This is a genomic window from Neobacillus jeddahensis (assembly GCF_000612625.1).
Taxonomy (GTDB): Bacteria; Bacillota; Bacilli; order Bacillales; family Cytobacillaceae; genus Neobacillus; species Neobacillus jeddahensis.
In genome coordinates, this window is record NZ_CCAS010000017.1 from 21,212 (window position 1) to 47,071 (window position 25,860).

40 protein-coding genes are annotated in these 25,860 nt (G+C 40.8%); 2 read left to right on the plus strand and 38 right to left on the minus strand.

The window, feature by feature from the left end:
• Positions 1–91: 91 nt before the first annotated feature.
• Both TY15_RS09990 and TY15_RS09995 read left to right on the plus strand, forming a co-directional pair.
• Positions 92–1,204, plus strand: coding sequence for a GAF domain-containing sensor histidine kinase (locus tag TY15_RS09990; protein WP_040203284.1), 1,113 nt, complete (start codon positions 92–94; stop codon positions 1,202–1,204).
• A 14-nt stretch (positions 1,205–1,218) separates the two neighbouring features.
• Entirely contained in the window at positions 1,219–1,860 is a 642-nt protein-coding gene (locus tag TY15_RS09995; RefSeq protein WP_040203282.1) for a response regulator, read from the plus strand.
• A gap of 346 nt (positions 1,861–2,206) precedes the next feature.
• Here the strand turns inward: TY15_RS09995 and rpsI are convergent, their stop codons facing one another.
• The 38 genes from rpsI to fusA form a co-directional block, all read right to left on the minus strand.
• On the minus strand, positions 2,207–2,599 hold the full coding sequence (gene rpsI, locus TY15_RS10000; protein WP_040203281.1) for a 30S ribosomal protein S9: 393 nt from the start codon (positions 2,597–2,599) through the stop codon (positions 2,207–2,209).
• A gap of 22 nt (positions 2,600–2,621) precedes the next feature.
• A complete protein-coding gene (rplM, locus tag TY15_RS10005; protein ID WP_040203280.1) occupies positions 2,622–3,059 on the minus strand; it encodes a 50S ribosomal protein L13 in 438 nt (145 codons plus the stop codon).
• A gap of 278 nt (positions 3,060–3,337) precedes the next feature.
• The gene (gene truA, locus TY15_RS10010; protein WP_040203279.1) at positions 3,338–4,087 is read right to left on the minus strand and encodes a tRNA pseudouridine(38-40) synthase TruA; all 750 of its coding nucleotides are present in this window, start codon (positions 4,085–4,087) and stop codon (positions 3,338–3,340) included.
• Between the two features lie 12 nt (positions 4,088–4,099).
• Positions 4,100–4,897 carry an energy-coupling factor transporter transmembrane component T family protein gene (locus tag TY15_RS10015; protein WP_040203278.1) on the minus strand — a complete coding sequence of 266 codons (798 nt, stop codon included), beginning with the start codon at positions 4,895–4,897 and terminating at the stop codon, positions 4,100–4,102.
• Positions 4,894–5,763 (minus strand): energy-coupling factor ABC transporter ATP-binding protein, encoded by an 870-nt coding sequence (locus TY15_RS10020; protein ID WP_040203274.1) that lies wholly within the window; start codon positions 5,761–5,763, stop codon positions 4,894–4,896. Before TY15_RS10020 ends, TY15_RS10015 begins: the two co-directional genes overlap by 4 nt.
• Positions 5,739–6,578, minus strand: a complete 840-nt coding sequence (locus tag TY15_RS10025; protein WP_040203273.1) for an energy-coupling factor ABC transporter ATP-binding protein — start codon at positions 6,576–6,578, stop codon at positions 5,739–5,741. Before TY15_RS10025 ends, TY15_RS10020 begins: the two co-directional genes overlap by 25 nt.
• A 579-nt stretch (positions 6,579–7,157) precedes the next feature.
• Positions 7,158–7,520: a 50S ribosomal protein L17 gene (gene rplQ, locus TY15_RS10030; RefSeq protein WP_040203272.1), complete on the minus strand. Its 363-nt coding sequence runs from the start codon at positions 7,518–7,520 to the stop codon at positions 7,158–7,160.
• A 52-nt stretch (positions 7,521–7,572) separates the two neighbouring features.
• Entirely contained in the window at positions 7,573–8,517 is a 945-nt protein-coding gene (locus tag TY15_RS10035) for a DNA-directed RNA polymerase subunit alpha (protein ID WP_040203270.1), read from the minus strand.
• A 175-nt stretch (positions 8,518–8,692) separates the two neighbouring features.
• Positions 8,693–9,082 carry a 30S ribosomal protein S11 gene (gene rpsK, locus TY15_RS10040; RefSeq protein WP_024027886.1) on the minus strand — a complete coding sequence of 130 codons (390 nt, stop codon included), beginning with the start codon at positions 9,080–9,082 and terminating at the stop codon, positions 8,693–8,695.
• Between the two features lie 22 nt (positions 9,083–9,104).
• Positions 9,105–9,470: a 30S ribosomal protein S13 gene (gene rpsM / locus TY15_RS10045; protein ID WP_026565543.1), complete on the minus strand. Its 366-nt coding sequence runs from the start codon at positions 9,468–9,470 to the stop codon at positions 9,105–9,107.
• 21 nt (positions 9,471–9,491) lie between these two features.
• Positions 9,492–9,605 (minus strand): 50S ribosomal protein L36, encoded by a 114-nt coding sequence (rpmJ, locus tag TY15_RS10050; protein ID WP_000868344.1) that lies wholly within the window; start codon positions 9,603–9,605, stop codon positions 9,492–9,494.
• A 42-nt stretch (positions 9,606–9,647) separates the two neighbouring features.
• Positions 9,648–9,866, minus strand: a complete 219-nt coding sequence (infA, locus tag TY15_RS10055; protein ID WP_034676129.1) for a translation initiation factor IF-1 — start codon at positions 9,864–9,866, stop codon at positions 9,648–9,650.
• Between the two features lie 192 nt (positions 9,867–10,058).
• A complete protein-coding gene (map, locus tag TY15_RS10060; RefSeq protein WP_040203267.1) occupies positions 10,059–10,805 on the minus strand; it encodes a type I methionyl aminopeptidase in 747 nt (248 codons plus the stop codon).
• Positions 10,805–11,455, minus strand: a complete 651-nt coding sequence (locus tag TY15_RS10065) for an adenylate kinase (RefSeq protein WP_040203266.1) — start codon at positions 11,453–11,455, stop codon at positions 10,805–10,807. Before TY15_RS10065 ends, map begins: the two co-directional genes overlap by 1 nt.
• Before the next feature lie 58 nt (positions 11,456–11,513).
• The gene (gene secY / locus TY15_RS10070) at positions 11,514–12,809 is read right to left on the minus strand and encodes a preprotein translocase subunit SecY (protein ID WP_040203264.1); all 1,296 of its coding nucleotides are present in this window, start codon (positions 12,807–12,809) and stop codon (positions 11,514–11,516) included.
• Positions 12,809–13,249 carry a 50S ribosomal protein L15 gene (gene rplO, locus TY15_RS10075; protein ID WP_040203263.1) on the minus strand — a complete coding sequence of 147 codons (441 nt, stop codon included), beginning with the start codon at positions 13,247–13,249 and terminating at the stop codon, positions 12,809–12,811. The genes secY and rplO overlap by 1 nt, the downstream gene beginning before the upstream one ends.
• A gap of 33 nt (positions 13,250–13,282) precedes the next feature.
• Complete coding sequence (gene rpmD, locus TY15_RS10080) at positions 13,283–13,462, minus strand: 50S ribosomal protein L30 (protein ID WP_024027891.1); 180 nt, start codon at positions 13,460–13,462, stop codon at positions 13,283–13,285.
• Between the two features lie 13 nt (positions 13,463–13,475).
• Entirely contained in the window at positions 13,476–13,976 is a 501-nt protein-coding gene (gene rpsE, locus TY15_RS10085) for a 30S ribosomal protein S5 (RefSeq protein WP_040203260.1), read from the minus strand.
• A 24-nt stretch (positions 13,977–14,000) separates the two neighbouring features.
• Positions 14,001–14,363 carry a 50S ribosomal protein L18 gene (gene rplR, locus TY15_RS10090; RefSeq protein ID WP_040203257.1) on the minus strand — a complete coding sequence of 121 codons (363 nt, stop codon included), beginning with the start codon at positions 14,361–14,363 and terminating at the stop codon, positions 14,001–14,003.
• A gap of 32 nt (positions 14,364–14,395) precedes the next feature.
• Positions 14,396–14,932: a 50S ribosomal protein L6 gene (rplF, locus tag TY15_RS10095; RefSeq protein WP_040203256.1), complete on the minus strand. Its 537-nt coding sequence runs from the start codon at positions 14,930–14,932 to the stop codon at positions 14,396–14,398.
• 31 nt (positions 14,933–14,963) lie between these two features.
• Positions 14,964–15,362 carry a 30S ribosomal protein S8 gene (gene rpsH / locus TY15_RS10100; protein ID WP_040203254.1) on the minus strand — a complete coding sequence of 133 codons (399 nt, stop codon included), beginning with the start codon at positions 15,360–15,362 and terminating at the stop codon, positions 14,964–14,966.
• A gap of 30 nt (positions 15,363–15,392) precedes the next feature.
• Positions 15,393–15,578 carry a 30S ribosomal protein S14 gene (gene rpsN, locus TY15_RS10105; protein ID WP_007085277.1) on the minus strand — a complete coding sequence of 62 codons (186 nt, stop codon included), beginning with the start codon at positions 15,576–15,578 and terminating at the stop codon, positions 15,393–15,395.
• 24 nt (positions 15,579–15,602) lie between these two features.
• Positions 15,603–16,142: a 50S ribosomal protein L5 gene (gene rplE / locus TY15_RS10110; RefSeq protein ID WP_040203253.1), complete on the minus strand. Its 540-nt coding sequence runs from the start codon at positions 16,140–16,142 to the stop codon at positions 15,603–15,605.
• 28 nt (positions 16,143–16,170) lie between these two features.
• Positions 16,171–16,479, minus strand: coding sequence for a 50S ribosomal protein L24 (gene rplX, locus TY15_RS10115; RefSeq protein WP_040203251.1), 309 nt, complete (start codon positions 16,477–16,479; stop codon positions 16,171–16,173).
• A gap of 36 nt (positions 16,480–16,515) precedes the next feature.
• The gene (rplN, locus tag TY15_RS10120; protein WP_034676100.1) at positions 16,516–16,884 is read right to left on the minus strand and encodes a 50S ribosomal protein L14; all 369 of its coding nucleotides are present in this window, start codon (positions 16,882–16,884) and stop codon (positions 16,516–16,518) included.
• Between the two features lie 39 nt (positions 16,885–16,923).
• Positions 16,924–17,187 carry a 30S ribosomal protein S17 gene (gene rpsQ, locus TY15_RS10125; protein WP_040203248.1) on the minus strand — a complete coding sequence of 88 codons (264 nt, stop codon included), beginning with the start codon at positions 17,185–17,187 and terminating at the stop codon, positions 16,924–16,926.
• A 23-nt stretch (positions 17,188–17,210) separates the two neighbouring features.
• Entirely contained in the window at positions 17,211–17,411 is a 201-nt protein-coding gene (rpmC, locus tag TY15_RS10130) for a 50S ribosomal protein L29 (RefSeq protein WP_040203247.1), read from the minus strand.
• Entirely contained in the window at positions 17,401–17,835 is a 435-nt protein-coding gene (gene rplP, locus TY15_RS10135; RefSeq protein WP_040203246.1) for a 50S ribosomal protein L16, read from the minus strand. Before rplP ends, rpmC begins: the two co-directional genes overlap by 11 nt.
• A 2-nt stretch (positions 17,836–17,837) precedes the next feature.
• Positions 17,838–18,494 carry a 30S ribosomal protein S3 gene (gene rpsC / locus TY15_RS10140; protein ID WP_040203244.1) on the minus strand — a complete coding sequence of 219 codons (657 nt, stop codon included), beginning with the start codon at positions 18,492–18,494 and terminating at the stop codon, positions 17,838–17,840.
• A 3-nt stretch (positions 18,495–18,497) separates the two neighbouring features.
• Positions 18,498–18,839, minus strand: a complete 342-nt coding sequence (rplV, locus tag TY15_RS10145) for a 50S ribosomal protein L22 (protein WP_040203242.1) — start codon at positions 18,837–18,839, stop codon at positions 18,498–18,500.
• Positions 18,840–18,856: 17 nt separating this feature from the next.
• Positions 18,857–19,135 (minus strand): 30S ribosomal protein S19, encoded by a 279-nt coding sequence (gene rpsS / locus TY15_RS10150; RefSeq protein ID WP_040203241.1) that lies wholly within the window; start codon positions 19,133–19,135, stop codon positions 18,857–18,859.
• A 60-nt stretch (positions 19,136–19,195) separates the two neighbouring features.
• A complete protein-coding gene (gene rplB, locus TY15_RS10155) occupies positions 19,196–20,026 on the minus strand; it encodes a 50S ribosomal protein L2 (RefSeq protein WP_040203240.1) in 831 nt (276 codons plus the stop codon).
• A gap of 29 nt (positions 20,027–20,055) precedes the next feature.
• Complete coding sequence (gene rplW, locus TY15_RS10160; protein ID WP_040203238.1) at positions 20,056–20,340, minus strand: 50S ribosomal protein L23; 285 nt, start codon at positions 20,338–20,340, stop codon at positions 20,056–20,058.
• Entirely contained in the window at positions 20,340–20,963 is a 624-nt protein-coding gene (gene rplD, locus TY15_RS10165; RefSeq protein WP_040203237.1) for a 50S ribosomal protein L4, read from the minus strand. The genes rplW and rplD overlap by 1 nt, the downstream gene beginning before the upstream one ends.
• A 29-nt stretch (positions 20,964–20,992) precedes the next feature.
• Positions 20,993–21,619, minus strand: a complete 627-nt coding sequence (gene rplC, locus TY15_RS10170) for a 50S ribosomal protein L3 (RefSeq protein WP_040203236.1) — start codon at positions 21,617–21,619, stop codon at positions 20,993–20,995.
• Positions 21,620–21,660: 41 nt separating this feature from the next.
• Complete coding sequence (rpsJ, locus tag TY15_RS10175; RefSeq protein WP_026565521.1) at positions 21,661–21,969, minus strand: 30S ribosomal protein S10; 309 nt, start codon at positions 21,967–21,969, stop codon at positions 21,661–21,663.
• Between the two features lie 480 nt (positions 21,970–22,449).
• Positions 22,450–23,637: an elongation factor Tu gene (tuf, locus tag TY15_RS10180; RefSeq protein WP_040203234.1), complete on the minus strand. Its 1,188-nt coding sequence runs from the start codon at positions 23,635–23,637 to the stop codon at positions 22,450–22,452.
• Positions 23,638–23,767: 130 nt separating this feature from the next.
• Positions 23,768–25,849 carry an elongation factor G gene (gene fusA / locus TY15_RS10185; protein WP_040203233.1) on the minus strand — a complete coding sequence of 694 codons (2,082 nt, stop codon included), beginning with the start codon at positions 25,847–25,849 and terminating at the stop codon, positions 23,768–23,770.
• Between the last annotated feature and the right edge of the window lie 11 nt (positions 25,850–25,860).

Here is a 25,860-nt window from a genome sequence, read left to right on the forward strand (position 1 = left end):
TCGAGATAGACAGCTTTTTGAATTCTATGAAAGAGACACTTACCCTAATAAGCTATAATAACAGTAAATGGAGTGGCTGGAGGAGAATTGTATGTCGGGAGAGAATAAGAATATCGGCATTTTAAAGGAAATTGCTGAGCTACTAAATGAGGGAACAGATCCAAAAGACATATTAGCCGGTGTGCTAAAAAGACTTCTGCAAATAACGGAGCTTCAAACAGGTTGGATTTTTTTAATGGATGAAAATGGTGACCATCAGCTCGCAGCAGATGAGGCCCTCCCTCCTGCGTTGGCAAATGACAATAAACAAAGGATGTGCCAGGGTAGATGTTGGTGCGTCAATAAATACAACAATAATCACCTAAACAAAGCAACAAATATTATGGAATGTAAACGGATTGAAGATGCCCTCGAGGCACAGGCTGGAGAAACATGTGGGCTGACTCATCATGCCACCGTTCCCCTCAGAGCTGGAAATGAGCGTTTTGGAATACTAAATGTCGGTTCACCGAACAAAACACATTTTAAGAAAGAGGAACTTGCTTTACTCGAAGCAGTTGCCTATCAAATTGGAACCGCGTTAAAACGAATTAAACTCACGCAGCGGGAACAGGAGACTGCGCTTGTAGCCGAGCGAAATCGACTTGCAAGGGATCTTCACGATTCGGTTAATCAGCTGTTATTTTCCCTCAGCCTTACTGCACGTGCAGGAGTAGAAATGACAGAACAAGATGAAGTGAAACAAACATTTGGTTATATTCAAGACTTGGCTCAGGAAGCGCTTGGAGAAATGCGGGCATTAATCTGGCAACTACGACCGCTTGGCCTTGAAAACGGCGTGGTGAGTGCCTTGAGAAGTTATGCTGAATTGCTAGGACTATCCATTGAAACCCAAGTAACAGGTGCCACTAGTATTCCCGGAAAGGTAGAGGAAGCGTTGTGGCGAATCGGGCAAGAGGCCCTAGCCAATTGTAAAAAGCATTCCCAGACCACAGAGGTAATTTTACGTTTTCACTCTTCTATGGACGAGGCTATGATAACAATTCAAGATAGCGGTTGTGGCTTCTATTATGAAGAGAATCTCGAAATCCCCTCACTAGGGTTGAAAAATATGAAAACACGGACTGAGGCTTTATCTGGGGAATTTCAATTAATTAGCAAACCAGGAAACGGGACAGAAATACAGATCCGAATTCCATATTAGGGAGGAAAAAATTCGTGAGTATACGCATACTAATCGCCGATGACCATCACGTCGTCCGTAGAGGTCTGGTCTTTTTTCTTCGAACACAAAAGGAGTTTGAAATTATTGGGGAAGCTGCAAACGGGAAAGAGGCCATTGAATTGGCTAAATTACTGAACCCCGATCTCATTTTAATGGATCTAGTTATGCCAGAAATGGACGGAATCCAGGCTACAAAAATCATTAAACAAAAGCAACCTAACATTAAAATCATGATGCTGACAAGCTTTTCTGATCAAGATCATGTGATCCCCGCGCTAGAAGCAGGTGCTTCTGGATTCCAGTTAAAAGACATCCAGCCTGATGAGCTTGTCATTTCGATTAAAAAAATGATCGGAGGAGAAACCCAACTTCATCCGAAAGCTACTTCACAATTATTAGCCAATTTGTCCAATAAAAATGGACAAGGAAAAAATTTATTCGAAGAATTAACGAATAGAGAGTTAGATGTTCTCAAAGAAATCGCTAAAGGTAAGAGCAATAAAGAAATCGCTGGCTCATTATTCATCACAGAAAGAACTGTTAAAACCCATGTATCAAATCTTTTAGCAAAGCTTGAACTTGCGGACCGGACTCAGGCTGCCCTTTATGCAGTTAAACATAAATTAGTTGACTAAATGCAGTAAACGGATGGGATCCATAAACCATATCCGTCATTTTATGCAAAAAACCTCAAATAGAAATGATTTGAGAGCTTATGAACGATCGTAGAACGAAATAATTTTATTATGCTATTTTCAATTGATTATCCCTGAGATGAGCTATTATTATTCGGAGTAAAGGGTGGACAATGGTACATTTCTAAAAGTACAAAATTACTAACGTTACTTTAGACACGTCCCAAATGAAGTTTATTCCATTTATATAATCCGCCCACGGAAATCAACTGACAAATTGAAAAGTGCCTTGATTAAAAACAAAAGACTCCCAACCAAAAGGTTGAGAGTCTTTGAAACGTAAAGATTAACGTTTTGAGAACTGAGGTGCACGACGAGCGCCTTTAAGACCGTATTTTTTACGTTCTTTCATACGTGGATCACGAGTTAATAATCCAGCGCGCTTTAATGTTGGACGGAATTCTGGATCAGCTTGAAGTAATGCGCGAGCAACACCGTGACGGATTGCGCCAGCTTGACCAGTGTATCCACCGCCGCTTACGTTTACAAGAACATCATAGCTGCCAACAGTTTCAGTAGCTACTAATGGTTGCCTTACAACAACACGTAATGCTTCAAATGGGATATAATCTTCGATTTCACGACCATTAATTACAATTTTACCTGTGCCTGGAACTAAACGCACACGTGCGACAGAGCTCTTACGACGACCAGTACCAATATATTGAACTTGTGCCATAGTTTTATTCCCTCCCTCTTAATTAACCGCGAAGTGTGTAAACTTCAGGTTGTTGTGCTTGGTGCGGATGTTCGCTACCAGCGTATACGTGTAATTTTTTGAATGTTTGACGACCAAGAGAATTCTTTGGAAGCATACCTTTAACAGCAAGCTCGATCATTTTCTCAGCATAGTTTGTACGCATTTCTAGAGCTGTTCTAGTTTTTAAACCACCTGGGTGCATTGTGTGACGGTAGTAAATCTTGTCAGTTAATTTCTTACCAGTTAGTTCTACTTTAGATGCGTTAAGAATAATTACATGATCACCAGTGTCAACATTTGGTGTAAAAGTTGGTTTGTTTTTACCACGTAAGATTGCTGCTACTTCAGAAGCAAGACGACCAAGAGTTTGGCCTTCAGCATCAATCACGTACCATTTACGCTCGATATTGTTGGCATTTGCCATAAACGTTGTACGCATTAATTTCCCTCCTAATTAAATCCATAAAGATTATGATTTTCGCACTTTTCGTTGCAGTCAGTTATTCATTCTGTTCCGGGAATGAACGTCTTATGCACTTGTGCGGTTAGATTTCAATTCATATATTTTCAATCACGATGAAGACTTTCCGGGGCTTTATCGTGGTATTAAAAACACACACATATAATATAATAAATTCTATCCATTAAAATGTCAAGAAAATGTTACACCAGGTCAGGTTGTTTTTAAACTTGGTTAAACATATTGTCGATATTCGCTCAAGTATCTAGCTCATAAAATACTTGCCATAGATACAATCCATGGCCTGGAGCGGTTTTCCCGGCAAGGCACCGATCCTTTTTTTCCAAAATAACAGGGATTTCAGCCGCCGGGCGCTTTCCTGCGCCTACCTCAATGAGTGTTCCGACAAGAATGCGCACCATATTATACAAAAAACCATTCCCCACAAACCGAAGGGTCAGCACGTCTTTCTCGATGTTAAAATCGATTGCCTCAATTGTCCGGACTTTGTCGACTACCTCGGTCTTAGCAGAACAAAAACTAGTAAAGTCATGGGTCCCCAGTAAATATTTACTTGCCTCCAGCATCGCCTCAACATTTAAATCGTAAGGATACTGATAGGCAAAATGCCGCAAAAAAGGGTCCCTCTTGGAGGAAAGCTGCAGGAGATAATGATATTCCTTTCCAACCGCATCGAAGCGGGCATGAAAAGTTGGACTCGTCTTCTTGACCGAGCGAACCACAATATCCTCCGGCAAGAGCGAATTCAGGGCATTCTCCCATTTGCTCTCCGCAATCGGCAGCGGTGAATCAAAGTGGATGACCTGTCCTCTGGCATGGACACCTGCGTCCGTTCGGCCGGAGCCGGTCACCTTGACCAACTCGCCTTTATGCATTTTTGCTAACACAGCTTCTAGCTCTGTTTGAACTGTTCGTTTATTTGGCTGAACCTGATAACCGGAAAACCCCGAGCCATCATAGGATATGATGCATTTATACCTTTGCATGGTTTCGCTCCATTATGCACGTAATAAAAATAAAAGAATCGTTAAGATAGCTAAAACAACAAGCTGGAGGGTATCTGCTGCTTTCCAGCTCAATTGCCGATACTTCGTCCGTCCCTCACCACCGCGATAGCCACGAGCCTCCATCGCTACCGCCAATTCTTCTGCCCGTTTAAAGGAACTGACAAACAAGGGAATAAGCAGCGGAATAACCGCCTTAATTCGCTCTTTAAAGGGACCACTGGAAAATTCAACGCCACGAGCCATTTGTGCTTTCATAATCTTATCTGTTTCCTGCATTAGTGTAGGAATAAACCGCAAAGAAATAGACATCATCAATGCCATCTCATGGACAGGAAAGTGAATCTTTTTGAGCGGATTCAAAAGTGTTTCAAGTCCATCCGTTATTTCAATGGGGCTCGTCGTTAACGTCAATAGTGACGTCATCAAAATTAAAAAGAAGAATCGTAAGGAAATAAACACACCCTGCCTAACACCTTCTTCATAAATTTTGATAGGCCCCCATTCAACTAAAAGATTTCCTTCCTTTGTGAAAAGTAATTGCAAGATAAGCGTAAATAAAACAAGCCATAATACCGGTTTTAGTCCGCCATACAGAAAGCGAACTGGAATACGAGACATACCAAGCATATAAAATGTATAAACTCCGATAAGTGCATAAGTAATCCAATTATTGGCTAAAAAAATAATACAAACAAACAAGAAAATAATCAACAATTTGGAGCGCGGGTCCATTTTATGAACGGTAGAATCAGCCGGAACATAGCGTCCAAAAATCATTTTTTCCATCATGAGCGTACACCTCTGCTTAAGACCTCTGTCACGGCAGAAGATAATTCTTCGATAGAGAGATAGATTTTTTCAAGCTTAATTCCCGTCTTCTCCTCCAATTTAAGCTGGAAGCGAACTACTTCTGGAACATCCAAGCCCATTTCGACTAAATCGATAGGATCTGAGAAGATCTCTTCTGGTGTTCCTTTTTTGGCAACTTTCCCTTGTCTCATAATCACAATTTGATCAGCATATCTAGCGGCATCCTCCATACTGTGAGTGACCAGTATCGTGGAAAGCTGTCTTTCTCGATGGAGAGTATAAAACATTTCCATGATCTCATTGCGACCTCTTGGGTCTAACCCCGCGGTAGGCTCGTCCAAGACGATAACATCAGGTTCCATCGCTAATACGCCAGCTATAGCAACACGACGCATTTGACCGCCTGATAAATCAAATGGAGATTTTTCTAAAATATCTTCCGCAAGCCCAACCTGTTTTAAGGCGCGATGAGCCCTCTCTCTTGCCTCATCTGCCGAAACGCCAAAATTCATCGGACCAAACATAATATCCTTTTCGACTGTTTCCTCAAATAATTGGTGTTCAGGAAATTGAAAGACAATCCCGACCTTTTGCCGTACTTGCTTTAAATTTTTATTTTTCTGCTCAGCCTTAATTTCATGATTACCTATTTTAACTATTCCTTTTGAAGGTAACAGGAGCGCATTTAAATGCTGCAGTACCGTCGATTTTCCTGATCCAGTATGGCCAATAATTGCCATAAACGTTCCAGCTGGAATATCAATTGATACATCCTCGATTGCCAATCTTTCAAAAGGGGTGTTTGCCTGATAGCGATATTCTACTTGCTGAAGCGAGATGTCCATAGCTCTGTCACCAACTCTTCTTCTGATAAATAATACTTGGATAAGTTAATCCCTTTTTGGCGGAATGCTTTACTCATTTTCACGGAGAAAGGGATATCCAACCCCAATTGAATCAGTTGTTCATCCATGGAGAATATTTCTTCTGGTGTCCCCTCACGAAATACTTCCCCACCATTCATGACAATGATCCGGTCTGCTTTCGCCGCTTCGTCGAGGTCGTGCGTAATCGATATAACAGTGAGGGATTTCTCCTCTTTTAACACTCTCACTGTCTCAAGTACTTCCTCGCGTCCTCTTGGGTCAAGCATGGATGTTGCTTCATCTAAAATAATAATCGCAGGCCGTAGTGCTAATACCCCTGCAATGGCAACCCGTTGCTTCTGTCCACCCGATAGATGGTGAGGTTCCTGTAACAGAAATTGATCCATTTTGACTTTGCTTAACGAATCATGAACCCGCTCAACCATTTCATCCCTTGGGATCCCATTGTTTTCTAAACCAAATGCCACATCATCCTGTACGGTGGTGCCGACAAATTGATTGTCCGGGTTTTGAAAGACCATGCCAAGTTTTTTGCGGATATCCCAAATGGACGCTTCGGTAAGTGGCAGTCCACAGACAGTAATTTCACCTTCTTGTGGAAACTGCAAGCCATTTAGGAGTTTTGCCATCGTAGATTTCCCTGAACCATTATGACCAACAATCGCCAGCCATTCACCCTCATAGATGTCAAAGCTAACATTATTTAAGGCGTAGCGCTCTTCTGGATCGTATTGGAATGAAACACCCTTTAGTGAAACGATTGCTTCTTTCATTGCCTCTCCTCCTCTCAACTCAGCTCAACTAAATGATCATATCTTTTACTAGATGATATTCACTTCGTGATCTAGAACTGAATCCATCCATCACTTTAACCAAATAACATAAAGGGGTCTGTGAGCAAAGCTCAACTTCACCTAATTCAAAATGAAAAATGCCTATTTTACACTTTGAATTAGGTGAAATGATTTGTTATTGTTATGGCACCGCTCTACTTTCAAATACAAAAAAAGCCCGCACCTCGTCCCCAGGCAGCACGAGAATAAGCTGCAATAAAAGGGATTTCTATAAAAGAAATGGGAGGAGGTGCATGAGCTAGACGAGACGTAAATCAATTTCGGCACATTTAGGATGCTCAATTGACAAAAACATAAATGAAATCAAAACAAGAAGAACAGGCAAGCTGATTTCAAGTTACGGTTAAAAACTTCTCCAAAAACACATTCTGGAGTTACGCTCATCATAACACTCGTTTTGGCTTGGGTCGAACAGATATTAAACTTTCCTTTACAGAAAAAGGGCAAAGAACAAGTTTGTTTGAAAACTGTCCCGCGCCCTTGTTGTCTGTGAGTGTATTAAACTAACTCGATAATAACCATTGGTGCACCGTCACCGCGGCGAGGTCCAAGTTTCATAATACGAGTGTATCCACCTTGACGCTCTTGGTAACGAGGAGCGATATCAGCGAAAAGTTTTTGTACAGCATCTTGACCATTTTCAGCATTAGCAACTTCATTACGAATGTAAGATGCAGCTTGACGGCGAGCATGTAAGTCCCCGCGTTTACCTAAAGTGATCATTTTTTCAACAGTTGAACGAAGTTCTTTCGCACGAGTTTCTGTTGTTTCGATGCGCTCGTTAATAATTAAATCTGTAGTTAAATCACGTAGCATAGCTTTACGCTGTGCACTTGTGCGTCCTAACTTTCTGTATGCCATGAAGGGTTCCCTCCTTTGTTGAAGTCATAAAACGGATATTGCTCTTGTAAGACTAGTCGTCTTTACGTAAGCCTAATCCAAGCTCTTCTAGTTTTGCCTTCACTTCTTCGAGTGATTTGCGGCCTAAGTTACGAACTTTCATCATATCTTCTTCAGTCTTATTAGCTAATTCCTGAACAGTGTTGATTCCAGCACGCTTTAAGCAATTATAAGAACGAACAGAAAGATCGAGTTCCTCAATAGTCATCTCTAGAACTTTTTCTTTTTGGTCTTCTTCTTTTTCAATCATAATTTCTGCATTTTGAGCTTCATCGGTTAATCCAACGAAAATATTCAAATGCTCGGTCAAAATTTTCGAACCAAGAGCAATCGCTTCTTTTGGCCCAGTGCTTCCATCTGTCCAAACATCTAGCGTTAGCTTATCATAATTTGTCATTTGACCTACACGAGTATTTTCTACTTGATAGGACACACGTGAAACTGGCGTATAGATAGAGTCAATTGGAATCACACCGATTGGTTGATCTTCTCTTTTGTTCAGATCAGCAGGTGTATATCCACGACCACGTCTTGCCGTTAAACGCATGCGAAGATGTCCATTTGTAGCCAATGTCGCAATATGAAGGTCGGGATTTAAAATCTCTACATCACTGTCATGAGTAATATTACTTGCTTTGACAGGTCCTTCACCTTGTACATCAATTTCAAGTGTTTTTTCTTCGTCAGAGTAGATTTTTAAAGCTAATTTTTTAATGTTTAAAATGATGGATGTTACATCCTCTACGACGCCTTCAATTGTTGAGAACTCATGAAGCACCCCATCGACCTGAATCGATGTAACAGCGGCACCTGGGAGTGAAGATAATAGGATACGACGTAAGGAGTTACCCAAAGTGGTACCATATCCACGCTCAAGTGGCTCTACGACGAACTTACCATACTTGGCATCATCGTTGATCTCAACCGTCTCGATTTTTGGTTTTTCTATTTCGATCATCAAATAACCCTCCTTCAAAACGTCGAAACCTCAATTAGATTATCTCTAATTGAAATTCCCCCATGTATACGTTCCCGTTTTGTGCACAACAACTGGAATAAATCTTCTGTAATAGTACAAAAAACCAATATCATATCCCATTATAGACACATGATACAAAATCTATACAGAAAAATTAAACACGACGGCGTTTTGGTGGACGGCATCCATTATGAGGAACAGGTGTAACGTCTTTAATTGCAGTTACTTCTAGACCAGCAGCTTGAAGAGCACGGATTGCAGCTTCGCGTCCTGCGCCAGGTCCTTTTACAGTAACTTCTAAAGTTTTCATACCATGTTCGATGGAAGTTTTAGCTGCAGTTTCAGCTGCCATTTGAGCTGCGAATGGAGTAGATTTACGAGAACCTCTAAATCCTAACGCACCAGCACTTGACCAAGAAATTGCGTTACCATGAACATCAGTGATTGTTACAATCGTATTGTTAAACGTTGAACGGATATGAGCGATACCTGATTCAATATTCTTTTTAACACGACGTTTACGTGTATTAGTTTTACGTGCCATTTAAATTAACCTCCTTTGCCGATTACTTCTTCTTGTTCGCAACAGTCTTACGAGGACCTTTGCGTGTACGAGCGTTGTTTTTCGTATTTTGTCCACGAACCGGTAAACCACGACGATGACGTAATCCGCGGTAGCAGCCGATTTCCATTAAACGCTTAATGTTAAGAGAAATTTCACGGCGAAGATCACCTTCAACTTTTAATTTGTCGATGATGTCACGGATTTTGTTTAATTCGTCTTCAGTCAAATCACGTACACGAGTATCTTCAGAAACACCAGCTTCTGCTAATACTTTTTGTGCAGTGTTTTTACCAATACCATAAATGTAAGTCAAAGAGATAACTACACGTTTTTCACGTGGAATATCTACACCAGCAATACGTGCCATAATGAGCGCACCTCCTTAAAATTAACCTTGTTTTTGTTTATGTTTAGGGTTTTCACAGATAACCATAACTTTTCCGCGTCTACGGATAACTTTGCACTTTTCGCAGATCGGTTTGACAGATGGTCTTACTTTCATTATCCTAACCTCCTTAATAGTACGGAGTGCAAGCAAGCATTTTTATTTGAAGCGGTAAGTAATTCTTCCGCGTGTTAAGTCATATGGAGAAAGCTCAACAGTTACTTTGTCACCAGGAAGAATTCGAATGAAATGCATACGAATTTTACCAGATACATGAGCTAGCACAGTATGACCATTTTCTAATTCTACCTTAAACATGGCGTTCGGCAAAGTTTCAAGTACTTTACCTTCGATTTCGATTACATCATCTTTGGCCATCGTTCTCGACTCCCTTCTCTTATTCAGATAGCGTTCTTATTAATAGTAGTGTACAACAAGTCTTCACATTTGTACGAAAGTCCTGCAACCTTACAATCTTAACATATTGAGCAGCATTCTGTCCGCTAGTAACTTTTACAAATTACTATTTTTTCGGATTCGAATGGGTGTTAGCCCTGAAATCACCAAAATTTACATTTTAGTCAAGATTTCAAATCCTGTTTCAGTGATGGCAATCGTATGCTCAAAGTGAGCACAACGTTTTTCATCAACTGTTACAACCGTCCAATCGTCGGCCAATGTTTTCACATACCGGCTTCCGGCATTAACCATCGGTTCAATTGCAAGTACCATCCCAGGCAATAGAAGCGGACCTTTGTTTGGTAGACCAAAATGAGGAATTTCTGGATCCTCATGTAAGTCTTGCCCTACTCCGTGTCCTACATACTCGCGTACAATTGAAAATCCATTTGCTTCCACATACTTTTGAATCGCATGGGAGATGTTCGAGAGTCGCTCGCCCGGTTTTGCTTCATTTAAGCCTTGATAAAGGGATTCCTCTGTAATGTTTAAAAGAAGCTGGGAATTTTCATCAATCGTGCCAACAGCATAAGTCCAAGCAGAATCGCCATGATACCCTTTATAACAAGCTCCAATATCAATACTGATAATATCACCGTCATGAAGAACACGACTACCTGGAATTCCATGAACAAGAACCTCATTCACGCTTGTGCAAATACTGCCGCGAAAACCATTATACCCTTTAAACGAAGGAATTGCATCTTGAGAGAGAATAAACTCTTCTGCAATTTGATCCAATTCTTTTGTGGTAATACCAGGGGTTAAATGTTTTTTTAACTCTTGGTGGGTAAGCGCCACAATTCGTCCGGCTTCACGCATGATTTCAATTTCCCTAGGGGTTTTGCAAATGATCATTAAACTAAGTCCCCAAGTAATTGCTCGATCTCAACAAATACCTTTTTAATATCTTGTTGACCATCGATCGTACGAAGATAGCCTTTTGTTTCATAAAAAGTAAGTAATGGTTCTTGTTGTTTAATGTTAACGTCCAATCGATTTTGAACCGTTTCTGCGTTATCATCTGCTCGTTGGTACAGCTCTCCGCCACATTTGTCGCAGACACCCTCTTTTGCAGGAGGATTAAAGACAAGATGATATGTCGCTCCACAGTCCTTACAAATACGACGTCCTGTTAAACGATCCATTAAAATACTTTTATCCACATTTATATTAATTACATAGTCAATTCTTTTACCTAAATCAACTAATAGATTTTCCAACGCCTCTGCTTGAGGTACAGTTCTAGGAAACCCATCTAAAAGGAAGCCTTTTTGACAGTCTTCTTTGCTTAATCGTTCACGAACAATACCGATTGTTACTTCATCAGGAACAAGTTCGCCCTTATCCATGAATGATTTAGCTTGTAAGCCTAGTTCTGTTCCTTCTTTCATCGCTGCACGGAACATATCTCCTGTTGAGATATGAGGGATGCCGTATTGCTCGACGATTCTTTCAGCTTGAGTACCTTTACCGGCACCAGGAAGCCCCATTAATACTAAATTCACACGTGTTCCCCCCTCGTGCTATAAATAGGTTTTTGGGGAGCAAATGCCCCCAAACCTTTTACTTTATAAAACCTTTATAGTGACGTTTAACTAGTTGTGCTTCAAGCTGTTTCATCGTATCAAGTGCAACACCGACCACGATAAGCAAGCTTGTTCCTCCAATTTGAGCCGATTGCGGTAAATTCGCCAATTTAATAAAAATAGTCGGAAGGACAGCAATAACTGTAAGGAAGATTGCACCAACAAAGGTTAAACGGTATAAGACGCGTGTTAAATATTCTTGCGTGCTCTTACCAGGACGAATCCCAGGTATATAGCCGCTTTGCTTTTGTAAGTTCTCCGCTGCTTGTTCAGGGTTCACTTGAATAAAGGCATAGAAATAAGTAAACGCGATTATTAGAGCTGCATACAAGGTCATCCCGATTGGATGAGAGTAATCTAAGTTTTTCGTAATCCAAAGCGTTACATCATTTGTTGGAAAAAATGATGCGATTGTTCTAGGGGTTACAATGAATGAAACCGCAAAGATAACAGGAATAACACCCGCCGCGTTAACTTTTAACGGCATGTGAGTGGATTGCCCGCCAACTGGATTTCGACCAGCAACAACACGTTTGGCATACTGGATTGGTATTTTACGATTAGCTTGTTGGATGAAAATAACCCCAACGACAATTGCAACAATTGCAAGAAGGATTATGAGCACCGTCACAATTCGTAAGAATAAAGCATCCCCTGCGTTCTCAAACTGTTGAACATAAATTTGATTGATAGTTGAAGGCATACCAGCAACGATACCAGCAAAGATGATGATGGAGATCCCATTTCCAACACCTTTTTCAGTAATTTGCTCGCCCAACCACATCAAGAATGAAGTACCAGCAGTTAACGTAACAGCAATTAAGAGATACGTACCAATACCAGGGTTTTCAATCAATTGTCCACTAGCTAAGTTATTAAAGCCATAGGACATACCTAATGCTTGGATAAATCCAAGCACAATAGTAAAATAGCGGGTAATCTGAGCAATCTTACGACGGCCAGATTCTCCTTGCTTGGACCATTCCGTAAATTTCGGAACCACATCCATTTGTAAAAGCTGGATGATAATCGAAGCGGTGATATACGGCATAATACCCATTGCAAAGATGGAGAATTGTTTTAACGCTCCACCTCCGAAGGTATTTAAAATACCGAAAACACTTAGCTTATCCTGACTAGCAAGTACTTCAGCATTTACATTTGGTACTGGTATAAAGGTACCAAGTCTGAATACGACCAACATTAAAAGCGTAAATATGATCTTACGTCTTATCTCACCCACGCGCATAAAATTGGAGATTGTTTGGAACATTAGATCACCTCAGTAGTTCCACCGGCAGCTTCGATCGCTTCCTTAGCAGCAGAGGAGAATTTGTGAGCTTTTACAGTCAACTTTTTCTCTACGTTCCCTTTAGCAAGAATCTTAATTCCTGCTCTCTCATTGCTTACAACACCTGATTCGATAAGAAGTTCTGGAGTAACTTCTGTACCTTCTTCAAAGCGATTTAAGGCATCAAGATTTACAATGGCATATTCTTTACGGCTAACGTTTGTAAAGCCGCGTTTTGGTAAACGACGGTATAAAGGTGTTTGACCACCTTCGAAACCAATGCGTACACCGCCACCAGATCGAGCATTTTGACCTTTATGACCTTTACCCGCTGTTTTCCCTTGACCAGAACCGATTCCGCGTCCTAAACGTTTACGTTCTTGACGAGAACCTTCTGCAGGTTTTAATTCATGAAGTTTCATATTGGCACCTCCTTATGAAAGAAAAACAATTAATTATTGTTCTTTAACTGTAACAAGGTGAGCAACTTTGTTAATCATACCGCGAATAGCAGCGTTATCCTGATGCTCAACTGTTTGATTTAACTTACGTAAACCTAAGGCAGTAACTGTCGCGCGTTGGTCCTCAGGGCGACCAATTACGCTGCGGTTGAGGGTAATTAAAAGTTTCGCCATTTGATTTCCCCCCTTATCCTAACAGTTCTTCTACTGATTTACCACGTAATTTAGCTACGTCTTCAGCACGTTTTAATTGTGTTAAACCATCAATAGTTGCACGAACCATGTTAATTGGAGTGTTAGTTCCTAATGATTTAGAAAGGATATCAGCTACCCCGCCTAATTCAAGAACGGCACGAACTGGACCACCAGCGATTACTCCAGTACCTTCAGAAGCAGGTTTTAGAAGAATTTCACCAGCACCAAAACGTCCAATTACTTGGTGAGGAATTGTACTTCCAACCATTGGCACTTCAACTAAGTTTTTCTTTGCATCTTCGATGGCTTTACGGATAGCATCTGGTACTTCTTGCGCTTTACCAGTACCGAAACCGACATGACCGTTTTTATCCCCAACTACTACAAGAGCAGAGAAACGGAAACGACGTCCACCTTTAACAACTTTCGCAACACGGTTAACCGTAACTACGCGTTCTTCAAGTTCAAGTTTGTTTGGATCAATACGACGCATCTTTTTGTGTCCCTCCTTTGTCTATTAAAATTGTAAGCCGTTTTCGCGAGCTGCATCAGCTAATGCTTGCACACGTCCGTGGTATAGGTATCCTCCACGATCAAAGACAACAGAAGAGATACCTTTTTCTACCGCACGTTTAGCCACTAATTCGCCGACCTTTTGTGCAGCTTCAAGGTTGCTTGTAGATTCAAGACCGAAATCTTTTTCTATTGTAGAAGCACTTGCTAAAGTTACTCCATTCATATCATCGATTAATTGAGCATAAATGTGTTTGTTTGAACGGAACACATTTAGACGTGGACGAGCTGAAGTACCGCTAAGTTTCGCACGAACACGAGCGTGTCTTTTCTTGCGAGTAGCGTTTTTATCAAGCTTCGTAATCATTTACGTCACTCCTTTCGTTTACCTATGAGGCATTACTTACCTGTTTTACCTTCTTTACGACGAACGAATTCTCCTTCGTAACGAATTCCTTTACCTTTGTAAGGCTCAGGAGGACGTACTTGACGGATATTGGCAGCCAATGCACCAACACGTTCTTTGTCAGTACCTTTAACAATAACTTTTGTGTTAGCAGGTACTTCGATTTCAAGGCCAGCTTCAGGTTCAATTTCAACTGGATGTGAGTAACCAACGTTTAATACAAGCTTGTTACCTTGCTTTTGAGCACGGTACCCAACCCCGATCAATTCTAATCCTCTTGTAAAGCCATTGGAAACACCTTCAACCATGTTCGCAATTACCGCACGAGTTGTTCCGTGCAATGCTCTGTGTTCTTTCGCATCAGAGGGACGAGTGATTGTTACAAGATTTTCTTCAACGTTGATTGTGATATCAGGATTAAAAGAACGAGTTAATTCGCCTTTAGGTCCTTTAACCGTAACAGTATTGTTATTTAAAGTAACTGTAACTCCTGCTGGAATTTCAATTGGTTTTTTTCCTACGCGAGACATTTAGTGCACCTCCATTCATTCAAAAACTCGATTACCAAACGTAAGCTAATACTTCGCCGCCGATTTGTTTTGAGCGAGCTTCTTTATCTGTAATAACACCTTGTGATGTTGAAACTAATGCGATACCAAGACCGTTAAGAACGCGTGGTACCTCATTTGATTTAGCGTAAACTCGAAGTCCAGGCTTGCTTATGCGCTTTAGACCAGTAATAACGCGCTCGTTATTTGCACCGTATTTTAAGAAGATACGGATGATACCTTGTTTGTCGTCTTCGATAAATTCGACGTCACGTACGAAACCTTCGCGCTTTAGAATTTCAGCGATTTCTTTTTTCAAATTAGAAGCAGGCACTTCTAACTTTTCGTGACGCACCATGTTCGCATTACGAATGCGAGTAAGCATATCAGCAATTGGATCTGTCATGACCATTATTTTTACCTCCTTCCCAGACTTGGGGTTTTACCAGCTAGCTTTTTTAACACCAGGAATTTGTCCTTTGTATGCTAATTCACGGAAACAAATACGGCAAAGCTTAAATTTACGGTATACAGAGTGTGGACGTCCGCAACGTTCGCAGCGAGTATACTCTTGTACTTTGAATTTAGGCGTGCGTTGTTGTTTCGCAATCATTGACTTTTTAGCCACGTTTTCGCCTCCCTTATTTAACGATTACTTTTGGAATGGCATTCCAAATTGAGTTAAAAGTTCACGTGATTCTTCATCAGTGTTTGCAGTCGTTACGATAACGATATCCATACCACGAACTTTGCTTACTTTATCGTAATCAATTTCAGGGAAGATTAATTGTTCTTTAATACCCAATGTATAGTTACCGCGACCGTCGAATGCTTTCTTAGAAACACCACGGAAGTCACGTACACGAGGTAAAGAAACAGAAACTAATTTATCCAAGAATTCGTACATGCGCTCACCGCGAAGAGTAACTTTTGCACCGATTGGCATACCTTCACGAAGACGGAAGCCAGCGATAGATTTTTTCGCACGAGTTACAACAGGTTTTTGACCTGTGATCGTTGCTAATTCCTCAACTGCATTATCAAGAGCTTTGGCATTTGCTACTGCATCACCAACACCCATGTTAATAACGATTTTTTCAAGTTTAGGAACTTGCATTACTGATTCATAGTTGAACTTGCTCATTAGAGCTGGAGTAACTTCTTTAACAAACTTTTCTTTTAGGCGGTTCACTTATGGTACCTCCCTTCTAAAATTTAAACTATTTATCTAATACTTCACCGGATTTTGCTACGCGTACTTTCTTGCCATCAACCATAGTGTACCCTACACGAGTTGGGTTACCAGTTTTCGGATCGATAGGCATAACATTTGATACATGGATTGGAGCCTCAAAGCTGATAATTCCGCCTTGTGGGTTCACTTGAGAAGGTTTAGAGTGTTTCTTTACGATGTTTACACCTTCGACAAGAACGCGGCTGTCTTTAGGATAAGCTGCCAAGATTACTCCTGTTTTGCCTTTATCCTTACCAGAGATCACTCTGACTTTATCACCTTTTTTAACATGCATCCGTAAGCACCTCCTTAAAGGCAATTTGGATTTAAATTATAATACTTCTGGAGCTAATGATACGATTTTCATGAAGTTGTTATCGCGAAGTTCGCGAGCAACTGGTCCGAAGATACGAGTTCCACGAGGGCTCTTATCATCTTTGATAATAACACATGCGTTTTCATCAAAACGAATGTATGAGCCATCAGGACGGCGCGCACCGCTCTTTGTACGAACAATAACTGCCTTAACAACGTCACCTTTTTTAACAACGCCACCAGGTGTTGCTTGTTTTACTGTACAAACGATCACATCACCGATACCAGCAGTTTTGCGACCAGAGCCACCAAGAACTTTAATCGTAAGTACTTCACGAGCACCAGAGTTGTCAGCAACTTTTAAACGTGATTCTTGTTGAATCATGTGTGTAACCTCCCTTCGGAATGAAGCTTATCCGAACAATTAAATAATAACTGCTTTTTCTACAACTTCGACTAAACGGAAGCGTTTAGTAGCTGAAAGCGGGCGAGTTTCCATGATGCGTACTACATCGCCAATTTTTGCTGTGTTTTGCTCATCATGAGCTTTAAACTTTTTAGAGTATTTAACGCGTTTACCATATAAAGGATGCTTTTTGTGTGTTTCTACTAGTACAGTAACGGTTTTATCCATTTTGTCAGAAACAACGCGTCCAGTGTAAACTTTGCGCTGGTTACGTTCACTCATTGTGTGAACCTCCTCTCAGGTAATTACTTGTTAACGCTGATTTCTCTTTCACGAACAACTGTCTTCATGCGAGCAATCGATTTACGTACTTCACGAATACGAGCTGTGTTTTCAAGTTGTCCTGTCGCCAATTGAAAGCGAAGGTTGAAAAGCTCTTCTTTTAGAGATTTTACTTTTTGTTCAATTTCAGCAGTGGTAAGGTCACGTAGTTCATTAGCTTTCACTTGATTCACCACCAATTTCTTCTCGTTTTACAAACTTACATTTAACTGGAAGTTTGTGCATTGCAAGTCGAAGTGCTTCACGAGCGATTTCTTCTGAAACCCCAGCAATTTCGAACATAACTTTTCCAGGCTTAACAACAGCTACCCAGCCTTCAGGTGCCCCTTTACCGGAACCCATCCGTACTTCTAATGGCTTAGCAGTGTATGGCTTGTGAGGAAATATTTTAATCCAAACTTTACCGCCACGTTTCATGTAACGTGTCATTGCAATACGAGCAGCTTCGATTTGACGATTTGTAATCCAAGAAGCTTCCATTGCTTGTAGGCCGAATTCACCGAAAGTTACTTCAGTACCGCCTTTTGCTTGACCGCGCATCTTTCCACGGTGTTGACGGCGATATTTTACGCGTTTTGGCAATAACATGATTATTTGCCTCCTTCCGCATTTTTCTTCTTAGTAGGAAGGACTTCTCCCTTATAGATCCACACTTTTACGCCTAGCTTACCATAAGTAGTGTCAGCTTCAGCAGTAGCATAGTCGATATCAGCGCGAAGAGTATGAAGTGGAACAGTTCCTTCGCTGTAATGTTCAGCACGAGCGATATCTGCACCGCCTAGACGACCAGATACTTGTGTTTTGATACCTTTCGCACCAGCACGCATTGCACGTTGAATAACTTGCTTTTGTGCACGACGGAAAGATACACGGTTTTCTAATTGACGAGCAATATTTTCAGCAACTAATTTCGCATCAAGATCAGCTCTCTTGATCTCAAGAATGTTGATATGAACGCGTTTGCCAGTTAATTGGTTTAATGCTTTACGAAGTGCTTCAACTTCAGTACCGCCTTTACCGATTACCATACCAGGCTTAGCTGTATGGACTGTAACGTTCACACGGTTAGCAGCACGTTCGATTTCTACTTTAGAAACAGAAGCATCTTTTAAACGTTTCGTGATATACTCACGAATTTTAAGGTCTTCGTGTAAAAGAGTAGCGAAGTCTTTACCTGCGTACCATTTAGATTCCCAATCACGGATGATTCCGATACGCAAACCGACTGGATTTACTTTTTGACCCACAGCTTATCCCTCCTTCTTTTCTGTTAATACGATTGTAATGTGGCTTGTGCGTTTGTTAATTTGGCTTGCACGGCCCATAGCGCGAGGACGGAAACGTTTTAAAGTTGGTCCTTCGTCAACGAATGCTTGCGAAACAACTAGATTGTTAACATCCATTTCATAGTTGTGCTCAGCATTTGCCATAGCTGATTTTAATACTTTCTCTACGATTGGAGAAGCAAACTTTGGCGTAAGATTTAAAATAGCCACCGCTTCACCAACTTGCTTACCTCGGATTAAATCAACGACTAAACGTGCTTTACGAGGAGCAATACGAACTGTTCTTGCAACAGCTTTAGCTTGCATTTGGATGCCCTCCTCTCTTAACGTCTTGTTTTCTTGTCATCATTACCATGGCCTTTGTAAGCACGAGTTGGAGCAAATTCTCCAAGCTTGTGTCCTACCATGTCTTCAGTAACATATACAGGCACATGTTTGCGACCATCATAAACTGCGATTGTGTGGCCGATAAATTGTGGGAAGATCGTAGAACGGCGAGACCAAGTTTTAACAACTTGCTTACTCTCAGTTTCATTCAACTTTTCGACCTTAACCATTAAATGATCATCAACAAATGGTCCTTTTTTTAAGCTGCGACCCATGAAGGAACCTCCCTTCGTGACTGTTCTACGGTTCTATTTGTGAACCGTAGGATAGCCCCGTTATTTTTTACGACGACGTACGATAAACTTATCTGATTTGTTTTTCTTTTTACGAGTTTTGTATCCAAGAGTTGGTTTGCCCCATGGAGACATTGGTGATTTACGTCCGATTGGTGAACGTCCTTCACCACCACCGTGTGGGTGATCGTTAGGGTTCATTACAGATCCACGTACAGTTGGGCGCTTGCCTAACCAACGATTACGACCGGCTTTACCAATGTTGATTAATTCGTGTTGTTCATTTCCTACTTGACCGACAGTTGCACGGCATTCAGCAAGAATCATACGAACTTCACCAGAATTTAAACGTACAAGTACGTATTTTCCTTCTTTACCAAGCACTTGTGCGCTTGTTCCAGCAGAACGAACCAACTGGCCGCCTTTACCTGGTTTTAACTCGATGTTGTGTACAACAGTACCAACAGGAATGTTAGCTAGTGGAAGAGCATTACCCACTTTAATATCAGCCGCAGGGCCTGACATTACTTCCATACCAACTTCTAGGTTTTTAGGAGCTAAGATATAACGCTTTTCTCCATCAACATAATTAATTAATGCAATGTTTGCAGAACGATTTGGATCGTACTCAATAGTAGCAACGCGTCCTGGAATGCCATCTTTATTACGTTTAAAATCGATGATCCGATATTGACGCTTATGGCCGCCACCTTGATGACGAACAGTTAACTTACCTTGGTTATTACGGCCGCCTTTTCTCGTTAGCGGAGCTAAAAGAGATTTTTCTGGAGTGCTAGTTGTGATTTCAGCGAAATCAGAAGTAGTCATTCCGCGACGACCATTGGAGGTAGGTTTGTACTTTTTAATCGCCATGTTATTTCCCTCCTCTTCTTGTTAGGTTCTTATGCTTCAAAGAATTCGATTTCTTTGCTGTCAGCAGTTAATTTTACAATTGCTTTACGACGTTTGTTTGTGTAACCGCCGAATTTACCCATACGTTTGAATTTACCTTTATAGTTCATGATGTTTACTTTTTCAACTTCAACGCCGAAGATTTCTTTAACAGCATCTTTGACTTGAGTTTTATTAGCTCTAACATCAACTTCGAACGTATATTTCTTTTCAGCCATTAGGTCAGTAGAACGCTCAGTGATAACGGGGCGCTTAATGATATCGCGTGCATCCATTATGCAAGCACCTCCTCTACTTTTTCAACCGCTGCTTTAGTCATGATTAATTTATCATGATTTACAACGTCCAATACGTTGATTCCATCAGCTGTTACTACTGTTACTCCAGGAATGTTACGTGCAGATAATGCTACGTTTTCATCTAGATCAGCAGTTACGATAAGTGCTTTCGTTTCAACAGAAAGGCCACCTAATACTGTTTTGAAATCTTTTGTTTTTGGTGCATTGAAAGCAAGGCTTTCAAGTACTAAGATATTTTCTTCTAACACTTTAGATGAAAGTGCAGATTTGATTGCTAAGCGACGTACCTTTTTCGGTAATTTGTAGCTGTAGCTGCGTGGTGTTGGACCGAAAACAGTACCACCTCCGCGCCATTGTGGTGAACGGATTGATCCTTGACGTGCACGACCAGTTCCTTTTTGACGCCATGGTTTACGACCACCGCCGCGTACTTCAGAACGAATTTTTGTTTTATGAGTACCTTGACGTAATGAAGCACGTTGCATAACAATCGCTTCGAATAATACGTGTTGGTTAGGCTCAATACCAAAAACTGCTTCATTAAGCTCGATATCACCAACTTGTGAACCGTTTTGGTTTAATAATGCTACTTTAGGCATTCCTTTGTTCCTCCTTTCTTAAAAGGTATTTATGCTTTAACCGCACCTTTGATTTTTAATAATGCTTTTTTAGGGCCTGGTACGTTACCTTTGATTAAAAGCAAGTTACGTTCAACATCAACCTTGATAATTTCAAGATTTTGAACAGTAATTTGTTCTCCACCCATACGTCCTGGTAATAATTTACCTTTGAATACGCGGTTTGGAGCAACTGGTCCCATTGAACCAGGACGACGATGATAACGTGAACCGTGAGCCATTGGGCCGCGTGATTGTCCGTGGCGTTTGATAACACCTTGGAAACCTTTACCCTTTGAGATTCCTGTTACATCTACGATATCTCCTTGAGCGAAAATATCAACTTTGACTTCCTGACCAACTTCATATGCTGCTAAGTCGTCTCCGCGGAATTCGCGAATGAAGCGCTTAGGAGCAGTATTTGCTTTCGCAACATGTCCCTTTTCAGGTTTGTTAGATAACTTTTCACGTTTGTCTTCAAAACCAACTTGAACGGCAACATATCCGTCACTGTCAACTGATTTCTTTTGAAGAACAACGTTTGGAGCTACCTCAACAACAGTAACGGGGATTAAAGTGCCGTTTTCTGCAAATACTTGAGTCATACCAATCTTTCTTCCTAAGATTCCTTTGGTCATGTAAGTCACACCTCCTAATTTTGTGTTTGTTTTTATTTTGATTAAAGTTTAATTTCGATATCAACACCAGATGGTAAATCTAAACGCATTAACGCATCAACTGTTTGTGGAGTTGGATTAACGATGTCGATTAGACGCTTATGTGTCCGTTGTTCGAATTGCTCACGTGAATCTTTGTACTTATGAACCGCACGAAGAATAGTGTAAACAGTTTTTTCAGTTGGTAACGGAATTGGACCAGATACAGCCGCACCTGAACGTTTTGCTGTTTCAACGATTTTTTCTGCAGATTGATCAAGGATTCTGTGATCATACGCTTTTAAACGGATACGAATTTTTTGTTTTGCCATTATTTTCCCTCCTTTATTCGCCTATTTTTGAAATAGACATTCTCAGTGAAAATTTCCCACACACTCGCCATGGCAAAGCGGCCGGGTGTGTCAGCAACCTTCCACATCATCGCAGTCAAAGACCAACATTGTCTATTATACATAAAACATAAAGCAAACGCAACATTTATTATCATTTTTTCTTTATGTCTCTGTTTTGAACACTTTTCTTATTATAGCGGCTGTTTCTTGTTTTTTCAACTATTAATATCAATATCCAAAAATGTCCTAATTCAAAATAAGAGAAGGGAATATTTCGAATATATTTATATAGAAGAAACTCGTCTTTCAGCAGTGTTAACGTGGTCTATTTATTTCCGTTCCAGGTCCTCCAAACAACAAACTGAGTAAATCGAAAGGAGCTTATTCAACCTTCTTCTATTATAAATGTACACAAAAAAACAGATGGATCGTCACCCATCTGCTTTCGTTATTTATCAATTACTCAGTGATTGTAGTGATTGAACCTGAACCTACAGTACGGCCACCTTCACGAATTGAGAACTTAGTTCCTTCTTCGATCGCAACTGGAGCGATAAGCTCAACAGTCATTTCAATGTGGTCGCCAGGCATAACCATTTCAGTACCTTCTGGAAGGTGTACAACACCAGTGATATCAGAAGTACGGAAATAGAATTGTGGACGATAGTTTGAGAAGAATGGAGTGTGACGTCCACCTTCTTCTTTTGATAAAACGTAAACTTGTGCTTTGAACTTTGTGTGTGGAGTGATTGATTTTGGCTTAGCCAAAACTTGTCCACGTTCGATTTCTTCACGTGCTACGCCACGAAGAAGAGCACCGATGTTGTCACCAGCTTCTGCATAATCAAGAAGCTTACGGAACATTTCTACACCAGTTACAGTAGTAGATTTTGGTTCTTCAGTGAAACCTACGATTTCAACTACGTCACCAACTTTAACTACACCACGTTCTACACGTCCTGTAGCAACTGTTCCACGGCCAGTGATTGAGAATACATCCTCAACAGGCATCATGAAAGGTTTGTCAGTGTCACGAGTTGGAGTTGGGATCCATTCGTCAACAGCAGACATAAGTTCGTTGATTTTTTCTTCCCAAGCAGCTTCGCCTTCTAATGCTTTAAGAGCAGAACCTTTGATAACTGGAGTGTCATCGCCAGGGAAGTCGTATTCTGTTAATAGATCACGAATTTCCATTTCTACTAATTCAAGAAGTTCTTCATCGTCAACCATATCACACTTGTTCATGAAAACAACTAGGTATGGAACACCTACTTGACGAGAAAGAAGAATGTGTTCACGAGTTTGTGGCATTGGGCCGTCAGTTGCAGATACAACTAGGATACCGCCGTCCATTTGTGCTGCACCAGTGATCATGTTTTTAACATAGTCAGCGTGTCCTGGGCAGTCTACGTGTGCGTAGTGACGAGCATCAGTTTCATATTCAACGTGTGCAGTTGAGATTGTGATACCACGTTCTTTTTCTTCTGGTGCACCATCAATTTGATCGTATGCACGAGCTTCTGCTTTACCAGTTTTTGCAAGAACAGAAGTGATTGCTGCTGTTAAAGTAGTTTTACCGTGGTCAACGTGTCCGATTGTACCAATGTTAACGTGTGGCTTTGAACGGTCGAATTTAGCTTTTGCCATTTGGAAAATCCTCCTTTGGATTATAAAAGTTAAGTATATTTTTTTATGGAAGCTGTGAATTGGTTGTCCCATCTTCTCAGCTTCCACAACTTACAATAGTATTTATACTTTATATAAAGGTAGAAATCAATTATTCACCTTTATTTTTTTTGATAATTTCTTCAGAAACTGATTTTGGAACTTCTTCGTAGTGATCGAAGTGCATAGAGAATACTCCACGACCTTGTGTACTTGAACGAAGAGCAGTTGCATATCCAAACATTTCTGAAAGTGGAACCATCGCACGAACTACCTGTGCATTACCACGTGCTTCCATACCTTCTACACGGCCGCGTCGAGCAGTGATTTGTCCCATAATATCGCCTAGATATTCTTCAGGGATAACAACTTCAACTCTCATCATAGGCTCAAGGATAACTGGCTGACATTTTGAAGCAGCATTTTTAAGTGCCATAGATGCGGCAATTTTAAACGCCATTTCAGAGGAGTCAACATCATGGTATGATCCGTCAAATAATCTTGCTTTAATATCAACTAGTGGATATCCTGCAAGAACACCACGTTGTAAAGCATCTTCAAGTCCAGCTTGTACTGGAGCGATGTATTCACGTGGAACAACACCACCGACAATACCGTTTTCGAATTCGAAGCCTTTACCTTCTTCGTTAGGAGAGAACTCAATCCAAACGTGTCCGTATTGTCCGCGACCACCAGATTGACGTGCAAACTTACCTTCAACTTGTGCAGAAGCACGGAATGTTTCACGGTAAGCAACCTGTGGTGCACCTACGTTAGCTTCAACCTTAAATTCACGACGCATACGGTCAACGATGATATCTAGGTGAAGCTCACCCATACCAGCGATGATGGTTTGACCAGTTTCCTGATCTGTGTGTGCGCGGAAAGTAGGATCTTCTTCTTGAAGTTTTTGTAAAGCTTGACCCATTTTATCTTGGTCAGCTTTAGATTTTGGTTCAACTGAAAGTTGAATTACTGGCTCTGGGAATTGCATAGACTCAAGGATAACAAGGTTTTTGTCATCACATAGAGTATCACCAGTAGTTGTATCTTTCAGACCTACAGCTGCTGCAATGTCACCGGCATAAACCTTAGAGATTTCTTTACGGCTATTTGCATGCATTTGTAGAATACGACCAACACGTTCACGCTTTCCTTTAGTGGAGTTCTGAACATATGATCCAGATTCTAAAGTTCCAGAGTAAACACGGAAGAATGTTAACTTACCAACATAAGGGTCAGTCATAACTTTGAATGCTAGAGCAGCAAATGGCTCTTCATCACTTGAGTGCTTTTCAATTACTTCATCTTCCGAATCCGGAACATGACCTTGAATAGCTGGTACATCTAATGGTGATGGAAGATAGTCAATGACAGCATCTAACATTAACTGAACACCTTTGTTTTTAAAAGCTGATCCACAGATAACTGGGAAGAACTCAACATTAACGGTACCTTTACGAATCGCTGATTTTAGCTCTTCTTTAGTGATTTCTTCACCACCAAGGTATTTTTCCATTAATTCTTCATCTAACTCAGCTACTGCTTCTACTAACTTTTCACGATATTCATCAGCTTGGGCTTTGAATTCTTCAGGAATGTCACGCACTTCAATATCTGTGCCTAGGTCATTACTGTAGAATACTGCGTTCATTTCCACAAGGTCAATGATTGCTGAGAATTCGTCTTCAGCACCAATTGGTAACTGAATTGGGTGAGCATTTGCTTGAAGACGGTCATGGATGGTTCCTACAGAATAGAGGAAGTCAGCTCCAATTTTATCCATCTTGTTTACAAATACAACACGTGGTACTCCATAAGTTGTAGCTTGACGCCAAACTGTTTCAGTTTGTGGTTCTACACCTGATTGAGCATCTAGAACGGCTACAGCACCATCAAGAACACGTAGGGAACGCTCAACTTCAACAGTGAAGTCTACGTGTCCTGGAGTGTCAATGATGTTTACGCGGTGGTTTTTCCATTCTGCTGTTGTCGCAGCAGAAGTAATTGTAATTCCGCGTTCTTGTTCTTGCTCCATCCAGTCCATCTGAGAAGCACCTTCATGTGTTTCACCGATTTTATGAATCTTACCAGTGTAATAAAGGACACGCTCAGTGGTAGTCGTTTTACCGGCATCAATGTGTGCCATGATACCGATATTACGAGTGTTTTCTAAGGAGAACTCTCTTGCCATTGGGTCTTTCT

What these genes read in the sequence shown, in the direction of transcription:
- TY15_RS09990 (WP_040203284.1), top strand. Translation starts at nt 92, where the DNA reads ATGTCGGGAGAGAATAAGAATATCGGCATTTTAAAGGAAATTGCTGAG.
- rpsI (WP_040203281.1), bottom strand. Translation starts at nt 2,599, where the DNA reads ATGGCACAAGTTCAATATATTGGTACTGGTCGTCGTAAGAGCTCTGTC.
- rplM (WP_040203280.1), bottom strand. Translation starts at nt 3,059, where the DNA reads ATGCGTACAACGTTTATGGCAAATGCCAACAATATCGAGCGTAAATGG.
- truA (WP_040203279.1), bottom strand. Translation starts at nt 4,087, where the DNA reads ATGCAAAGGTATAAATGCATCATATCCTATGATGGCTCGGGGTTTTCC.
- TY15_RS10015 (WP_040203278.1), bottom strand. Translation starts at nt 4,897, where the DNA reads ATGATGGAAAAAATGATTTTTGGACGCTATGTTCCGGCTGATTCTACC.
- TY15_RS10020 (WP_040203274.1), bottom strand. Translation starts at nt 5,763, where the DNA reads ATGGACATCTCGCTTCAGCAAGTAGAATATCGCTATCAGGCAAACACC.
- TY15_RS10025 (WP_040203273.1), bottom strand. Translation starts at nt 6,578, where the DNA reads ATGAAAGAAGCAATCGTTTCACTAAAGGGTGTTTCATTCCAATACGAT.
- rplQ (WP_040203272.1), bottom strand. Translation starts at nt 7,520, where the DNA reads ATGGCATACAGAAAGTTAGGACGCACAAGTGCACAGCGTAAAGCTATG.
- TY15_RS10035 (WP_040203270.1), bottom strand. Translation starts at nt 8,517, where the DNA reads ATGATCGAAATAGAAAAACCAAAAATCGAGACGGTTGAGATCAACGAT.
- rpsK (WP_024027886.1), bottom strand. Translation starts at nt 9,082, where the DNA reads ATGGCACGTAAAACTAATACACGTAAACGTCGTGTTAAAAAGAATATT.
- rpsM (WP_026565543.1), bottom strand. Translation starts at nt 9,470, where the DNA reads ATGGCACGTATTGCTGGTGTAGATATTCCACGTGAAAAACGTGTAGTT.
- rpmJ (WP_000868344.1), bottom strand. Translation starts at nt 9,605, where the DNA reads ATGAAAGTAAGACCATCTGTCAAACCGATCTGCGAAAAGTGCAAAGTT.
- infA (WP_034676129.1), bottom strand. Translation starts at nt 9,866, where the DNA reads ATGGCCAAAGATGATGTAATCGAAATCGAAGGTAAAGTACTTGAAACT.
- map (WP_040203267.1), bottom strand. Translation starts at nt 10,805, where the DNA reads ATGATCATTTGCAAAACCCCTAGGGAAATTGAAATCATGCGTGAAGCC.
- secY (WP_040203264.1), bottom strand. Translation starts at nt 12,809, where the DNA reads ATGTTCCAAACAATCTCCAATTTTATGCGCGTGGGTGAGATAAGACGT.
- rplO (WP_040203263.1), bottom strand. Translation starts at nt 13,249, where the DNA reads ATGAAACTTCATGAATTAAAACCTGCAGAAGGTTCTCGTCAAGAACGT.
- rpmD (WP_024027891.1), bottom strand. Translation starts at nt 13,462, where the DNA reads ATGGCGAAACTTTTAATTACCCTCAACCGCAGCGTAATTGGTCGCCCT.
- rpsE (WP_040203260.1), bottom strand. Translation starts at nt 13,976, where the DNA reads ATGCGTCGTATTGATCCAAACAAACTTGAACTTGAAGAACGCGTAGTT.
- rplR (WP_040203257.1), bottom strand. Translation starts at nt 14,363, where the DNA reads ATGATTACGAAGCTTGATAAAAACGCTACTCGCAAGAAAAGACACGCT.
- rplF (WP_040203256.1), bottom strand. Translation starts at nt 14,932, where the DNA reads ATGTCTCGCGTAGGAAAAAAACCAATTGAAATTCCAGCAGGAGTTACA.
- rpsH (WP_040203254.1), bottom strand. Translation starts at nt 15,362, where the DNA reads ATGGTCATGACAGATCCAATTGCTGATATGCTTACTCGCATTCGTAAT.
- rplX (WP_040203251.1), bottom strand. Translation starts at nt 16,479, where the DNA reads ATGCATGTTAAAAAAGGTGATAAAGTCAGAGTGATCTCTGGTAAGGAT.
- rplN (WP_034676100.1), bottom strand. Translation starts at nt 16,884, where the DNA reads ATGATTCAACAAGAATCACGTTTAAAAGTTGCTGACAACTCTGGTGCT.
- rpsQ (WP_040203248.1), bottom strand. Translation starts at nt 17,187, where the DNA reads ATGAGTGAACGTAACCAGCGCAAAGTTTACACTGGACGCGTTGTTTCT.
- rplP (WP_040203246.1), bottom strand. Translation starts at nt 17,835, where the DNA reads ATGTTATTGCCAAAACGCGTAAAATATCGCCGTCAACACCGTGGAAAG.
- rplV (WP_040203242.1), bottom strand. Translation starts at nt 18,839, where the DNA reads ATGCAAGCTAAAGCTGTTGCAAGAACAGTTCGTATTGCTCCTCGTAAA.
- rpsS (WP_040203241.1), bottom strand. Translation starts at nt 19,135, where the DNA reads ATGGGTCGCAGCTTAAAAAAAGGACCATTTGTTGATGATCATTTAATG.
- rplB (WP_040203240.1), bottom strand. Translation starts at nt 20,026, where the DNA reads ATGGCGATTAAAAAGTACAAACCTACCTCCAATGGTCGTCGCGGAATG.
- rplW (WP_040203238.1), bottom strand. Translation starts at nt 20,340, where the DNA reads ATGGATGCACGCGATATCATTAAGCGCCCCGTTATCACTGAGCGTTCT.
- rplD (WP_040203237.1), bottom strand. Translation starts at nt 20,963, where the DNA reads ATGCCTAAAGTAGCATTATTAAACCAAAACGGTTCACAAGTTGGTGAT.
- rplC (WP_040203236.1), bottom strand. Translation starts at nt 21,619, where the DNA reads ATGACCAAAGGAATCTTAGGAAGAAAGATTGGTATGACTCAAGTATTT.
- rpsJ (WP_026565521.1), bottom strand. Translation starts at nt 21,969, where the DNA reads ATGGCAAAACAAAAAATTCGTATCCGTTTAAAAGCGTATGATCACAGA.
- tuf (WP_040203234.1), bottom strand. Translation starts at nt 23,637, where the DNA reads ATGGCAAAAGCTAAATTCGACCGTTCAAAGCCACACGTTAACATTGGT.
- fusA (WP_040203233.1), bottom strand. Translation starts at nt 25,849, where the DNA reads ATGGCAAGAGAGTTCTCCTTAGAAAACACTCGTAATATCGGTATCATG.